At 60.0% G+C, this 14,745-nt stretch carries 14 protein-coding genes; 2 read left to right on the top strand and 12 right to left on the bottom strand.

The genetic code is table 11. The features are described 5' to 3' along the window. Positions 1-331: 331 nt before the first annotated feature. Positions 332-1,090: a COG4705 family protein gene (locus tag HNQ50_RS00320; RefSeq protein WP_184096396.1), complete on the top strand. Its 759-nt coding sequence runs from the start codon at positions 332-334 to the stop codon at positions 1,088-1,090. Positions 1,091-1,147: 57 nt separating this feature from the next. Then, positions 1,148-1,564 carry a hypothetical protein gene (locus HNQ50_RS00315; RefSeq protein WP_221302922.1) on the top strand — a complete coding sequence of 139 codons (417 nt, stop codon included), beginning with the start codon at positions 1,148-1,150 and terminating at the stop codon, positions 1,562-1,564. Positions 1,565-1,719: 155 nt separating this feature from the next. Here HNQ50_RS00315 and HNQ50_RS00310 read toward each other — a convergent pair whose 3' ends face one another. The 12 genes from HNQ50_RS00310 to astD form a co-directional block, all read right to left on the bottom strand. Further along, complete coding sequence (locus tag HNQ50_RS00310; RefSeq protein WP_184096394.1) at positions 1,720-2,859, bottom strand: osmoprotectant ABC transporter ATP-binding protein OsmV; 1,140 nt, start codon at positions 2,857-2,859, stop codon at positions 1,720-1,722. After that, the gene (locus HNQ50_RS00305) at positions 2,859-3,518 is read right to left on the bottom strand and encodes an ABC transporter permease (RefSeq protein WP_184096392.1); all 660 of its coding nucleotides are present in this window, start codon (positions 3,516-3,518) and stop codon (positions 2,859-2,861) included. The genes HNQ50_RS00310 and HNQ50_RS00305 overlap by 1 nt, the downstream gene beginning before the upstream one ends. Positions 3,519-3,527: 9 nt before the next feature. After that, positions 3,528-4,445: a glycine betaine ABC transporter substrate-binding protein gene (locus tag HNQ50_RS00300; protein WP_184096390.1), complete on the bottom strand. Its 918-nt coding sequence runs from the start codon at positions 4,443-4,445 to the stop codon at positions 3,528-3,530. Positions 4,446-4,463: 18 nt separating this feature from the next. Continuing rightward, entirely contained in the window at positions 4,464-5,180 is a 717-nt protein-coding gene (locus tag HNQ50_RS00295; protein WP_184096388.1) for an ABC transporter permease, read from the bottom strand. Positions 5,181-5,609: 429 nt separating this feature from the next. Next, positions 5,610-6,476, bottom strand: coding sequence for an alpha/beta hydrolase (locus HNQ50_RS00290; RefSeq protein WP_184096386.1), 867 nt, complete (start codon positions 6,474-6,476; stop codon positions 5,610-5,612). Position 6,477: 1 nt separating this feature from the next. Further along, positions 6,478-7,758, bottom strand: a complete 1,281-nt coding sequence (locus tag HNQ50_RS00285; RefSeq protein ID WP_184096384.1) for an MASE1 domain-containing protein — start codon at positions 7,756-7,758, stop codon at positions 6,478-6,480. Between the two features lie 442 nt (positions 7,759-8,200). Next, the gene (locus HNQ50_RS00280; protein WP_184096382.1) at positions 8,201-8,452 is read right to left on the bottom strand and encodes a hypothetical protein; all 252 of its coding nucleotides are present in this window, start codon (positions 8,450-8,452) and stop codon (positions 8,201-8,203) included. Between the two features lie 4 nt (positions 8,453-8,456). Beyond that, positions 8,457-8,864, bottom strand: a complete 408-nt coding sequence (locus tag HNQ50_RS00275) for an SRPBCC family protein (protein WP_184096380.1) — start codon at positions 8,862-8,864, stop codon at positions 8,457-8,459. A 91-nt stretch (positions 8,865-8,955) separates the two neighbouring features. Beyond that, positions 8,956-10,590 (bottom strand): DUF4124 domain-containing protein, encoded by a 1,635-nt coding sequence (locus tag HNQ50_RS00270; protein WP_184096378.1) that lies wholly within the window; start codon positions 10,588-10,590, stop codon positions 8,956-8,958. A 156-nt stretch (positions 10,591-10,746) separates the two neighbouring features. Then, positions 10,747-11,718 (bottom strand): succinylglutamate desuccinylase, encoded by a 972-nt coding sequence (gene astE, locus HNQ50_RS00265; protein ID WP_184096376.1) that lies wholly within the window; start codon positions 11,716-11,718, stop codon positions 10,747-10,749. Between the two features lie 2 nt (positions 11,719-11,720). Beyond that, complete coding sequence (gene astB, locus HNQ50_RS00260) at positions 11,721-13,070, bottom strand: N-succinylarginine dihydrolase (RefSeq protein WP_184096374.1); 1,350 nt, start codon at positions 13,068-13,070, stop codon at positions 11,721-11,723. A 195-nt stretch (positions 13,071-13,265) separates the two neighbouring features. Then, positions 13,266-14,744: a succinylglutamate-semialdehyde dehydrogenase gene (gene astD, locus HNQ50_RS00255; RefSeq protein ID WP_184096372.1), complete on the bottom strand. Its 1,479-nt coding sequence runs from the start codon at positions 14,742-14,744 to the stop codon at positions 13,266-13,268. Position 14,745 lies beyond the last annotated feature (1 nt).

The following is a 14,745-nucleotide window of genomic DNA, read 5'->3' as shown; positions in this document are numbered from 1 at the left end:
TCTTTGGTTACTTTCTTTGGCGAAGCAAAGAAAGTAACGTGGGCCCGGCACCCCGGGTATCAAATGCTTTTCAAACCCGCGCCGCCAGGCGCTATTACACACACCGCAGTGGTGGATTGTCGCTCCGCTCCGAATCCACCCTACAGCCAAAGGCCACCTGCTGCGGCCGACCGGTCTCCCGGATTTCCGCCTCCGGCTCCATCCGGGCTACGCAGTGACATCCGGGCACATGGCTGCCTTTTCAAGGCAAAACCAGTTCCCCCCTCACCTATGCCCCACCTAAGTCCCCTCAGGCACATTGCGCCCATCCGCAATAGCCAGAGCCCCTCCCATGCAAGCAAGCCCCCACTGGACCAACAAAGTCCCCGCTGTCACTGTCGCCTTCTGGCTGATCAAGATTCTCTCCACCACCGTCGGTGAAACCGGCGCAGATTTTCTGGCCGTCAACGCCGGTTTTGGCACGCTGGTCACCGATAGCGCCATGGCGCTGTTTCTGGCGGGCGCACTGGGTCTGCAACTGACCGCGCACCGCCACGTGCCGTGGATTTACTGGCTGACCGTCGTGCTGGTCAGCGTGGTCGGCACACAAATCACCGATCTGCTGACCGATGGCCTGGGCGTCAGCCTTTATCTGAGCACCGCCGTATTTGCCGTGCTGCTGGTCTTCATCTTTGCGATCTGGTACCGCAAAGAAGGCACGCTTTCGATCAAGGACATCACCACCTTGCCGCGCGAACTCTTCTACTGGGCCGCCATTTTGTGCACCTTCGCCCTGGGCACTGCCGCTGGCGATCTCACCACCGAAGCGCTGGGTCTGGGCTTTCAGTGGGGCGTGTTTGTGTTTGGACTATTGATTGCGCTGACCGCCATTGCCTGGCAACTGGGCGTCAACGCGGTGCTGACATTCTGGGTGGCCTACATCCTGACCCGGCCATTGGGCGCTGCGTTGGGCGATTTGCTGTCCCAATCCACCCATTATGGCGGACTGGGCCTGGGTGCCATGCTCACCAGCGCCCTTTTTCTGCTGGTCATTGTGGCTTTGGTCGTCATGGCACAACGCCAGGCCATGCGCGCCGACCCAGCTCACTGATCGGGCCATCCCCATTATTTGTTAGACCGCACCGTTGTTTTATTCAGGAGTAAAACCATGTCACACCCCATCCCGCTGGCGCGTCCACTGACAATGACCTTGTTGGCACTCGCCGCACTGACTGCCACCAATCTATTGCCTGCCAGCTTGCCGCTGCTGGCTTCGGCCCAGGCTGCCGCGCCGGCAAAACTGGGCGATCTATCGTCTTTCCGCAAAATTGCAGTGGATGTGCAAACGCTGGTCAACAAAGGCGATCTGGCTGGCGGCAAAACCCGTATCAAAGACCTGGAAGTGTCATGGGATGAAGCCGAAGCCGGCCTTAAACCGCGCGACGCCGCCACCTGGCATGTGGTGGACAAAGCCATCGACCACGCCCTGGCTGCCCTGCGGGCCGACAAGCCCAATGCGGACATTTGCAAACAGACCCTGGCCGATCTGATCAAGAGCATGGATCAGGCTAGCGGGAAGGTTTGAGGTTTTTCATGTAGACCGCCACCAACACGGTAGCCCGGATGAAGCCGCGCCCCTTGGCGGGTACCCCCACAAAGCCACCTGATGTACCAAATGGCAGTTACAGCGGGGGCGTGCCTTCATCCGGGCGACGACGTGGCCTTGTTTGAACAACAGGATCAAGCCGCCAGCGCGCTGCGGTGGGTCCGGCCAGAGTTCAGATAACTGGCAATGTAGTCTTGCGATACCTCACCGCTGTAGCGGCCGTTCGCGTCGATCACCGGCATCCAGGTCAGGTTGTGTTCGTACAATTTGGACAGCACCACCCGCAGGTTTTCGTTTTCGGCGGAGGCAATGCTGATGGGTTGCAGTTTGTCTGCACATACCCCGCTCGCCCCGCGCACATCTTTGCGGCGCACATAACCCAGGGGTTTGCCGGTCTCATCCACCACGGTCAGGTGGCGCAAGTCGGCATCGTCCATCACGGTGAAGGCGTTGTTCAGCGGGGTATCCAGCGTGGCGGTCAGTGTCTCTTGCATGTCGGCCACTTCGCCCGCTTGCACCAGCAACAGGCGCTTGAGGGTACGGTCATGGCCGAGGAAAGACGCCACAAAGTCATCAGCCGGCTGGGCCAGCAAGGCATCGGCCGTATCAACTTGCACCAGTTTGCCCTGGCGGAACACGGCAATGCGGTCGCCCAGCTTGATGGCTTCATCAATATCATGACTGACCAGCATCACGGTCTTGCCCAGTTGCCGCTGCATTTGCTGGAATTCGTTCTGGATTTGCTCCCGGTTGATCGGATCAACCGCGCCGAAGGGTTCATCCATCAGCAAAACCGGTGCGTCTGCCGCCAACGCCCGGATCACCCCGATGCGTTGCTGCTGACCACCCGACATTTCACGCGGGTAGCGGCTCAGGAAGCGGTCCGGGTCCAGCGCCACCATGCCCATCAGTTCACGGGCACGTTCACGGCATTTCTTTTTGTCCCAGCCCAGCATGCGCGGCACGACCATGATGTTGTCTTCAATGGTCATATTGGGGAACAGGCCAATCTGCTGGATCACATAACCAATATTCCGGCGCAGTGTCACCGTATCGATGCCGGCGGTATCTTCACCATTGATCAGCACCTGGCCGGATGAGGGGTCAATCAACCGGTTGATCATTTTCATGGTGGTGGTCTTGCCACAACCGGAAGGCCCCAGCAGCACGCAGATTTCGCCTTCAGCCACCGTGAGGTTGACGTTATCCACGGCCTTGAATGGCTGGCCATTTTTCTGGGTAAAGGTCTTGCACAGGTTTTTGAGTTCGATCATCAGCGGATTCCTTTAGGGGTTAACACACGCTGCAGTCGCAGCAGCACCTGGTCCATGACGACGGCCAGGACGCTTACGATGACGGCGCCGGCAATCAGCTTGCGAATATCGCTCTGGCTGATGCCATGCAAAATCAGGGTGCCCAGACCACCAGCGCCGACAATGGCGGCAATCGCCATCACGCCGATATTCAGCACCACGGCGGTACGGATACCGCCAAATACCAAGGGTACGGCCAACGGCAGTTCCACCCATTTGAGGCGCTGCCAGAACGTCAGCCCGATACCGCGCCCGGCTTCACGCACGCCCGCATCCAGTTGGGTCAGCGCGGTATGCGTGTTGCGCACAATGGGCAGCAAAGAGTAGAGAAACGCGGCGGTAATGGCCGGCACCGCGCCGATCCCCTGCCCGATCATGGAGAACAGCGGGATCATCAAACCAAACAGCGCAATCGCCGGAATGGTCAGTACGATGGTGGCCAGACTCAACACCACGCCTGCCAGCCATTTGAAACGCACGATCACAATGCCCAGGGGCACGCCAATCACCACGGCCAGCGCCACGGCAATGCCCACCAGCCGCAAATGCTGCGCAGTCAGGCCCAGGATGAAGGGCAGGTTGTGAATCACATACAGGAAGGTGTCATTGATGGTATCCATGCGCCCTCCTTAAGGAATGAGCTGGTGGTCACGCAGGAACGTGGCGGCCACGTCGCTGACGTTGCGGTGATCGATATCCACCTGCGCATTGAGCGTCGCGATGGTGTCGTTATCCAGCAGTGCGGCCAGCGTGTTCATGTCGTCGGCCAGGCCCGGGTTCTGATCCAGCACTTCCTGACGGATCACCGGGGTAGCGGCGTAGCTGGGGAAGTAATGCAGATCGTCTTCCAGCACCAGGAGGTCAAACCCCTTCACCCGGCCATCCGTGGTGTACACCAGACCAGCCTGCACAAAACCGTCGCGGATGGCGTTGTAGACCAGGCCCGGGTCCATCTGGCGGATTTGCGGACGGGCCAGTTCCAGCTGATACATGGCTTGCATGGGCTTGAGGCCATCCGGGCGACCGGCGAATTCCATATCAAAACCCAGTTGCCAGGGTTTGGTCTTGGGATCGTCCTGCGCACGCTTCATGGCGGCGACGAGGTCAGACACCGTCTTGATGCCTTCCGCCTCAGCCACGCTGCGTTTCATGGCCAGCGCATAGGTGTTGTTCAGCGGCGCGGGCTTCAGCCAGACCAGACCCTTTTTGGCGTCAATGTCCTTGACGGTCTGGTATGCCTCTTCATCGCTCATGCGCTGGTCGATGTGGTTGTAGATGATCAGCGCGGTGCCGGTGTAATCCCAAACCATATCCAGCTGCTTGTTCTCCAGCGCATTGCGCTGAATGATCGTCGCCAGGTCAGTCGTCTGGTTCACCGTATAGCCTTTGGCCGTCAGGTACTGCGCGGTCAGTTCGGCCAGCACGTGCTGTTCGGTAAAGTTCTTGCTGCCCAGGTTGATCGTACCGGCGGCCAGCGCCGGCACGGCACAGAGCAGCAATAATGCAGCCAGCGCGCGGCGGTACAGCGCCTTGATAGAAACTTTCATGTTTTCTCCTTGCGGGGCTTATGCCACGCCACGCGGTGTGACCAGCTTGCCAATACCGGCAAGGGTCAGATCAAGCACCAGCGCAATCAGTGCGGTGGCGAGGGCACCCAGCACCAGGGCGATCTGGTTGTTCAGGTAAATACCCGGAAAGATCAACTCGCCGTAGCTGCTGGCGCCAATCAAAAAAGCCAGCGGCGCCGTGCCGACGTTGATCGCCAATGCAATACGAATACCCGAGAGCATCACCGGCAGCGCATTGGGCAACTCCACCCGGAACAGCTTTTGCCGCGGGGTCATGCCCAGCGCATTGGCGGCCTCCAGCAAGGCCGGCTGCAAGCCAACCAGGCCGGCGTAGGTGTTGCGCACAATCGGCAACAACGAGGCCAGAAACAGCGCCACAATGGCCGGCTTGTCGCCAATCCCCACCACCACCATCGCCAGCGCCAGCACGGCCATGGGGGGCAAGGTATTGCCGATGTTGAACAACTGCATGCCCGATTCGGCCCAGCGTCGGGCAAACGGGCGGCTTAACAGCACGCCACTGGGCACGCCAACCAGCAAGGCCAGCGCCATGGATACGCCAACCAGATAAAGATGGCGCTGCCCCAGGTAAACCAGGTCTTCGTGGTAGGGGGCAATCTGGTCCGGACCAATCACCCAGACCAGTGCGGCCAGTACAGCAAAGCCAGCTACCAGACCCAGGGTCATGCGTTTGAACCACGCATTTTTTTGCATCTGCGTCTCCTCTTGCGCCAGCGGGACAAAAAGCGTCCCCACCATGCGCACAAGCCGCTGGGAAACCCCGGCAAAGCCGGTGCCGACAATGCGTGCGGCCATACGTGGGTATGGCAAACGCACACATCACAATCAGCAGGGTTTTACCCACCGCGGCGAACGATCGCGACAACCGGAGCTGTCTGGTTAGAACCCGGTGTTGGTGTTGATTTCCGGGCAAGAAACGCACTCTCAAGTGCGCTATGGGTGCGGTGGTGATGACACCAGCCGCAGGGGCTTGCGGGTAAGCCCCGTGTGACAAGGGCCTTGTTTATAACATCTGGTTACTTGCAGATGCAAACGATGACATTCCCAAGACATTGTGGGAGTCGGCCTATGCGTTAGGCATACCGGGGGCTGCGGCGTATTGCGCAAGCCTCGTGTAAAAATTCACACGAGCGCGTTTTCTGCTGTTCGGCCGTTGGCCTGGCGCAACCGCCCCGCCGCCCGCGTGCCGGGTTTACGCTCACGCACCTTGACCACGCCTGTATCCAGTTGCAGGTGACGCAAGACTTCGACCGCAACTTGATCCCGGTCATTGTCGACGCAAATCATGTGATAGCTATCCTCCACAATCACCACCCGCGTGCGGTCGTGACCAATACGCTCCGCCAGAAAACGGGCCGAGCGCGGGCTGGTCAGTTCGTCCTCAGCGGCGTGGACAATCAGTGTCGGGCACTGGATGCGATCCAGATCCTGCCGCACTTGCGCGCGCAGGCGGTCCACCTGTTCCACGCAAGACAGCGGCACCCACGGGTAATGAAAATCGTCACCGCGTGCAAACCTGGCTTTAACGATGGCGCGCACCAGATCACTTTTGATGCCAAATGGTTCTTCTTCCGCCACTTTCATGCGCTGCGCCACACCTGGAAGGCGGTACAGCAGGTGACGCACCCCCCGATACCACGGCGTTGCCCAGCCATCCAGAAAGACCGGCGGTGCCAGCGCAATCAGCCGCCCCTTGGCATGTCGCACCCGTTTGGCCACTTCTACCGCAATCAGCGAACCCAGACACATGCCCATGATGTGCAGCACGTCATACTGTGGTGCAAGCGCAAGGTACTGTTTTTCTACGGTTTCCAGCCAATCCTCCATCATCACGCCAATCAGGTCTTGCGGTTGCCCGCCGTGCCCTGGCAAGGTGATGCCATGGGTATCCACCCCTGCTTTTTGCAGCGTTTTATGCAGGGACCCCAAGTCATATTGCGTGCCACCCAGACCATGAACCAGCAGCACGCCAATGCGTTGCTGGCTCATCTCAGTACACCCCCTGGTTGGCGGTGGCGGCAAGGCGCAGCAGCCCGCTGACGCGGTATATGCTGTCGTCAAAATCCACAACGGGTGCGCCGGTGTCTTCCAGCGTGACCCACTGCCCGTTGCCGGTTTTGAAACGGAAGGTCTGGGTAAAGGCCGCCACCCCGCCGGCTTCCCGCAAGGCAGCGTAATCCGTCACGCGGCTGCGGTCTTGCGGATGGATGCGGGCAAAAAAGTCATCCAGATGCGGCAGTTGCGGCGCGGTCAGGCCCATCAAGGCGGGCATGGGGCCGGCCCAGATGATGTTGCCGGTGGCCGGATCGACCTCGTACATCAGCTGCTGGGTGCCCAGCAACATGCCGTCGGCCCGCACTTTCCAGGCCAGCGCATCCGCCAGGGCCGCTTCACGGGCGGCGTTGATCGCCGACATCAACAAGCCCAGCAATGCCGCCACCGCCAGATAGACCTGGACTTGCAAGAGCGGATCGCCCAGCAGATTGCCAGCGTGGGCAAACGGGCCGTCGCCCTGCGCCGTGTTGACACAGGCAATGACAGAGAGCGCCAGCAACGCCGCCGCCATGCCCCGTTGCTGCCAGGACAGCGCCACCAGCACCATGAACACCAGCGGCAGGTAAGAGAGCTCAAACGTGCCCGCGCCAAACAGGGCTTCAATGGTGCCGTTGTCGAACGCAACAGCCGCACTCACCAGCAACAGGGCAAACCACACCGCGCCGGTCGCGCTCTGCCGCCCGGCCGAGCGCCGTGCGCCAAAACCGGCCCAGGCCAGCACCAGCGGCGCCCCCACCAACGCACCGACGGCGGTTGAAATCGCCAGCACATCGACGCCCGCCTTCAGCGGTGCAAAACCCAGCACCTTGAGGCCTTCCGAGCCGGCCAGCGCCCCCAGCAGGCTGCCCGCCAGCACCAGCCCGACAAACCAGCACAGGGCAACGGGCTCGGTCAGCATGGTCCGGCCCGGCTTGCGCCAGCGCCACAGCGCCGCAATCGACAACATGGTGCCGAGGTTAAACAGCACATACAGCGCCGACACGGCCACGGGCCGGTGAATGAACAGCCCTGCACCAAAATGCAACCAGCCAGCGACCACGCAATACACCAGCCATTCGCGGCGCGGCGCCAGCATGAGCGTACCCAGCAATACACCGCCGGCGGGCCAGATCAGGGTGGAGTGCGTGACGGGATCGCGCACCAGCATGCTGAACAACACCAGCGCGCCAAACACGAGAACAAAGGTCCAGATTCTGGACAAAGGGGGAAAGGACATCGCGGCACCTGCAGCAACAAGAGTGGGTCAAACGCCAGCATGGCTGGCGACTGACCCGACACGTGTGAGGTGCCTGTCAGCGACCCGGATTATGCAAACTGCATGGGGGTCGACTGAATGTGCGGAAGTTTAATTTGGGGGGGCCGTGCGGGGCTTAAGGAACTGGTGTGGAAGGGGAAATTGGGGTTGGTGGGTGGGACATTGGGCCCTGCGGGCCACTTCGTAGCCCGGATGGAGCCGCAGGCGGGAATTCGGGGTGACTGGCCTGGTTATGTATTGTTGCGGGGAACGGAGGTGGATTCGGAGCGGGAGCGACAATCCACCATGGTGATGGTTGCGTATATGGGCTACTGGCCTCGCCGCTGACTCGTCATTCCCGCGAAGGCGGGAATCCGGGGTGGTGGACCTGGTTCATTTTACGTAGTTGTGGCACGCTGGCCCCTCAGGCCTTGGACCAAACCCACACCGCAAGAATCGCAGGGGCGCCGAAGACTAGCAGCAGGATGGGCAGTTCTTCCAGTGCGGAGTAGCCGGCGCGGTGGACGCCAAACCACATATTGATGAGCGAGGCCACGAGCCAGATGCCAATGAATACCTGGCAAACCAGCGGCACCGTCGCGCCGAGCCAGTGGCCGGCCAGTAGTGCCAGGCCTAGCAACACCAGGCCGGCAGCGATCACCAGCGTGGTATGCATACCCTCACCCCCGCTCCGCCAGGTTTTTCAACGCCGCCAGCACTTCGGCAAAGTCCCCGGTCACCATCGGCCCGAATTCATCGGCCTGCGGGCCGGTGATGGTGGTGCTGTAGGTAATGCGGGTGAGGTTGTCGGACAAGGGCGTGATGCGGTGATCGACGATGACCTTGGTGCCATCAATCACGGTTTCATCCGTAAAACCCGACAACGCGGTCACCTGGGTCAGCGTGCTGACAAACCCCTCCTGCCCCGGCGGTTGCATGGAAAACGTGGTGCCAACGGCAAACGGGCCGTTGAGCTGGATGTAATCAATCCCTGCGTTCCAGTTCTTCCAGCCGTGAACATCGGTGAACAACTGCCACACCCGCGCCGGGCTGGCGGTGGTGGTAATGGATTCTTCGTGGGTCCACATGATGGGGCCTTTGGCTGAGAGTAACAGCCCTCATCATAGTGGCTAATCCGTATGCTGACGGTTTCCCTGTCGAACAGGCCCAACGACTGGTTCAATAACTGCTGTAAGTGAGCCGGGTCTGGTTCTGGACGTAATCCAGATACCAGACCAGTTTGACCGTATCGCCCGCATAGCCCACCAGCACAGCGCCGTTTTCCCTTGGAATGATCATGGGTGCTTGCATGCGTCCATCATCATCCCCGTATAAAAGGCCGGAGCCTGGCAGCTGTTTGAGCAGCGGCATGCTGACCAGAACTTTCCCTTCACTGGAGATAAACAGCAGCATCCCATAGCGGTTAAGCGCCACGTAACGGTCATGTGCCTCGTCATAGGCGAAGCTGACGATACCAACGTTTTTCATCAATTGAGAGTCAATCCAGCGCTCGTGTTTCAGGTCGTAGCGATAGATAAACCCACGCGTAGTGACAAGCGAGAGAATGTGATGGCGGGTATCCAGCGCCATGGCAGACGGGAATGCAAAGTTGGGCAGCGTTGCCGTGGCTGCAAACTGCTTTTTCTGGCCGGTCTTTTTATCAACGGCAATCACGTATTCCGGGTGATAGCGTTCCATGACATAGCTGACACCCACTTCAGCGTTATCTACCGTCAGATCATTGAGCGTGTAGCCTGAAGCTTGCCCATTCGCCGGCCCTGCCGCAGTCCAGCTCTGGTAGCCGCCACGCTCTAATGGCAACTTGAACGCCAGCTTGCCGGCATCAACTCCGGCCAGTCTGGAAACCCGTAGCCCCAAGGCCAGTGCGGGATCATCGCTCACATGATCAATGACCACGCTGGCAGGTAAGCGATAACTGCCATAAAAAGCATCCATTTTCTGTACGCCATACCACCAGGAAAGCATCTGCAAGGTGCTGACAAACCCGGCATTGCCCACCTCAGAGGTATAGGCCATGGACATCGGCACAGGCTTGACCGGTGCCGACACAGGTGAGGGTTTGTCATTCAACGCGCGATAACCCTGCAATATCCCGACCAGCTGCGTATTCCCCACCAGTTTAATGCTCCAGGGGACAAGCGTATGGCTGTTAATCAGCAGCAACACTTTTTGCCCTGGGAAGGATAACGTTACTTCGACTGGCTTCTGTGAAGTGATGTTTTGCGCAGCCGCAGTGCCAGGCTTGGGTAAAGCACAACCGCTGGTACACGCTGGATCGGGCCGCTCAGAGTCATAACCGGACACCATTACGATTTTTGCACCCTTGACCTGCTCAGGTGCAATGGGCGGCTGAGGTAACCCGGACGGAGGCTGGGCATGAGATACAACCAGAGTATCCCCGGTAACAGCAACGGGTGCCGGATTGGAAATGATGTCCGATGGGTTGGGTGCGGTCGGGCGCAGGTTCGCGCGTTGATGGGCAAGCACCGATGCAAGTGTCGGTGGCGGTGTAATCACCGGCCGGGGGATGGGTGTCATCCCGCGCCAGCGTTGTTGTGCCGCGGATGGTTGCGCCGGTGACGGCGAAGAGTACTCATGTAGCTGCGATGTGCTGCCATCGTCGCAAGGATGATCCTGGAAAACCACATTGCCGGCCCTGGTACATTGATAGACCTGAGCCGCAAAAACCGGGCTTGTGCAGAATGCCAGCAAGGCGATGACAAGCATGCCGCGATTGCGCCAGCCAGTGTGAACCCATCCCCGTCCGTTAGTACGTTCAAAACGCTCTGCCAATTTCGCACCAGTCAGATGTTGTCGCAAAAAATTGCGAGCAACACTATATGTCAGCTAAATGACAGTCAAACCATAAATATTATGAGTTACTAATCCAGCAAAAAAACAACAGCCCCACCGTAAAATCCACGACGAACGCGGGATGGCCCGGTGTTGTTACCCCCGCTCCACCACCATCAACCCCGCCCGCAACCCCACCTTCACCTTCGGATTCGGAAACACAATCCGCTCTTCTTCATGGGTCACCGCATACTGATAATCCCCGTCCGAGGCAATCAAAGTGCCCTTGGGGTAAGCGGTAAAGTTGGCCATTTGCGACCCGACAACCAACACAAACCGTTCGCTGTGCTTGTCCAGTTGCCCCACCACATCAAAAATCCGTGGCTTTGCACCTGTGGCGGGCAATGGGCTGGCTGCCAGCATCAGCCGCAAGCCATCTGCCACTTTGGTAAAGCGGGTCAGATCATTCATGCCAAAGGGCATCACTTTGCCCAGCTCCAGCGTCGCTGCCAGTGCGTTGTGCTGGCTGCTGCTGAAATAAGTAAAGGTATTGGAGCGCTCGCGATGGTTGAGCACGGCGGAGATATCCAGCGCCGCCAACCATTCAAAGACCGCCTCACCATAGGCAGCATCCCGATGCGGCAGCAGCGCAAAGCGCTCGAATACCGAGGGGCGAATGGCGGTGTGCAAATCCAGATGCCAGCGCGCGCCAGCGGCCTCATCAAAGAAAGCGGCAACGGCGTGCTCCAGCGCCGCAGCACGCGGGGATTCGGCGCTTTGTGGCAGTTCGCGGTGGGCACCACTGAACAAACGATTCAGATCGTCGTCCAGATAACGTTTACCCGCGCTCATGGCGGGTGCATTACCAAACAGCACCAGCACCCGCACGGCCAGGGGCAAGGTGCCGTTGGCGATGTCGGTGACCAGATCACGCAGGATTTCAATGGGTGCGGTTTCATCGCCGTGCACGCCGGCAGACAACACCATATGGGCGTCCACCTGATGCGGCGGCGTCAGTTCCAGCATGCCCTGCCCCAGCCAGCGCCAACGTACGCCAGAAGGCGCTGCGCCGGCGGCTTGTTCCGGGGTTTCGTTCCGCAGGGTGAAATGCAGGAAGTCATCAAGCACGGTTACGCTCCTGCTTGCTGAAAGTCATACACCGATCCCAGATTCAGGATGCGTGTCAGTTCATCCAGCGCAGTGCGGCATTCATCCAGCAGTTTGGGGTCTGCCAGATCGCTATCCACCAGACGGTCCCGATAGTGGCGACCGATCCAGTCGTCCAGCAAGGTAAAACTCTGGTCGTTGATCCAGACCTGCGGGTTCACCGCTGCCTGTTCGGCCTCGTTCAATACCACCCGCAGACGCAGGCAGGCGGGACCACCGCCGTTGCGCATGCTTTCGCGCAGTTCAAACACCAGCACGTCATCAATCGGGCCCCGACTGGCCATCAACTGGTCCAGATACGCCGACACATGCGGGTTGTCGCGACATTCTTGCGGCACCACCAGCACGGTTTTGCCATCAGGGCGGGTCAACAACTGGCTGTTGAACAGATAAGACGTCACCGCATCCCGCACCGACACGGCACTGGCCGGCACCTCAATCACTTTCAGCTCAGCACCCAGTGGTGAGAGCTTGCGGCGAATCTCGGCCAGCACGCCAGGCTGGTCCAGGAAAGCGTGCTCATGGCAGAACAAGATGTCGCGGTTGCCCACGGCAATCACATCATTGTGAAACACACCGGCGTCAATGACGTCCGGATGCTGCTGTGCCAGCACCACGGTGTCAGCAGCCAGTCCGTGTACGCGGGCAATGGCTGCGCTGGCTTCCAGCGTCTGGCGGGCCGGGTATTTGACCGGGGCCGGGCCACCGGCGTATTCGCTGCGACCATAGACAAAGAACTCCACACCGCGCTGGCCGTAATCGGCGCAAAAGCGGGTGTGGTTGGCTGCGCCCTCATCGCCCAGGGCCGGCGTGCCCAATAGCGGTGGGTGGAACGCAAAGTGCTGATCAGAACGGAACACCGCCTGCAATACGCGGGTGGTGGTTGGCGCTTCAATGGCGCGATGCAGTTTGCTGGAGAGGCTGGCCGGCGTGAAATGCACACGACCGTCCGGGGTATCGGCCGATGGGCTTACCGTCGCCGCATTGGCGACCCACATGGACGAGGCTGAACTGGCCGCGGCCAGAATGGCCGGCGCTTCTTTGGCCGCGCGCAGGATCATTTCATGATCGCTACCGTGAAAACCCTGAGAGCGCAAAAAGCGCATGGATGGCCGCTCTTGCGGGGCCAGCACGCCTTGCAAGAAGCCCATATCGGCCAGCGCTTTCATTTTGCGCAGGCCTTGTTTGGCCGCCGCACGCGGGTTGGCCACGCTTGCGGCGTTATTTTGTGAAGCCACGTTGCCGAACGACAAACCGGCGTAGTTGTGGGTCAGGCCGACCAGGCCGTCAAAGTTTGCTTCGCGTGCGCTCATTGCAATCGTGCCTCAAGCTTGAATTTTGTTAGCGCCTTCCGGCGCAGGTTTGCAAGACATTTGATACCCGGGCTGCCCTCAGTCGGTCGGGAGCCCAAGGTCTCCCTCCGCTCTTTCGGTGCTGGGCTTTGATGGGGAGAACGTCAAAAACAACAGCAACGCCAACAACAACCCCGCAATTCAAAACCCGATCCCTCACCCACCAAAATCAAGCCCCGGCGAGAGGTTAGCCGGCAAGGTCAAGGTTTCAGACTCTACCGAGGCCATCGGCCAGGCGGTGTAGTCTGCAGCGTAGTACGCGCTGGGGCGGTGGTTGCCAGAGCGTCCCACGCCGCCAAAGGGTGCACCGGAAGACGCGCCATTGGTTGGGCGGTTCCAATTCACCACACCGGCCCGAATGCCGATGTTGAATTCTTCCCACAGCGCCGGGTCATCGGCCAGCAAACCGGCAGAGAGGCCATACGCCGTGTGATTGGCTCCGGCGATGGCATCGGCAAACTGCTCGTAGCGGATCAGTTGTACCAACGGGCCAAAGTATTCTTCATCGGGCAGGCTGGCGACTGCGGTCACGTCCAGAATACCGGGCGTCACAAAACCCAGATGCTGGTCAGGCTGGCGCAGCGGCAGCAAAGCCCTTGCCCCCATGCTGACAAGATGCGCCTGTGCCGCCACCAGATAAGCCGCTGCTTTCTTTGAAATGACCGGGCCCATAAAAGGTTGCTCTGCATCATCAAACCGGCCGATCTTGATCTTGCTGGCGACTTCGACAAAGCGCGCGACAAACTGGTCACCAAACGGGGTGTTTGGCACAAAGATACGGCGCGAGCAGGTGCAGCGTTGACCTGCCGACAAGAAGCCGGACTGGATGGCGTGATGTACGGCCGCATCCAGGTGGGCGGTGGGGGCGACCACCAGCGGGTTGTTACCGCCCATTTCCAGCGCCAGCACAATCTCTGGCCGGCCGCCAAACTGGCGATGCAGCAATGTGCCGGTGGCGGAACTACCGGTAAAGAACAAACCATCAATGCCTTTGTGGCCGGCCAGCGCTTCACCGGTAGCACGCTCGCCCTGCACCAGGTTGAGCACGCCGCCGGGGATACCGGCTTGTTGCCACAACTCCACCGTCAATTCGGCAACTTTCGGCGCCAGTTCAGAGGGCTTGAACACTACGGCGTTGCCCGCGATCAGCGCTGGCACGATATGGCCGTTAGGCAAATGGCCGGGGAAGTTGTACGGCCCGAACACCGCCACGACGCCATGCGGACGGTGGCGCAAGACCGCCGTGCCATCTGCCATGGCACCGCGTTTCTCACCGGTACGCTCGGCATAAGCCTGGATGGAAATCTCGACCTTGCCAATCATGGCCTGGACTTCGGTCCGCGCTTCCCACAAGGGTTTGCCGGTTTCTTCGCCAATGGCGTGCGCCAGCGTTTCCTTGTTGGCGGCCAGCAATTCGGCAAAGCGGCGCACGACGGCCACGCGGTAATCCAGCGGCCGCCGCGCCCAGCCTGCAAAACCGTGCCGTGCGCCTTCGACTGCCGCGTTGACATCTTCTGCGCTGGCGGCATGCCCTTGCCACACCGTGTCGCCGGTGGCGGGGTTGATCGAGGCAAATGCCGCGCCGTGCGCCGTTACCCATGCGTTGTTCAGAAACAATCCATTGCTTGCGGTCATG

This window comes from Silvimonas terrae, from assembly GCF_014202765.1.
Classification (GTDB): Bacteria; Pseudomonadota; Gammaproteobacteria; order Burkholderiales; family Chitinibacteraceae; genus Silvimonas; species Silvimonas terrae.
Note: the sequence above shows the minus strand (reverse complement) of the source record. Positions and strands in the feature narration are given on the sequence as shown.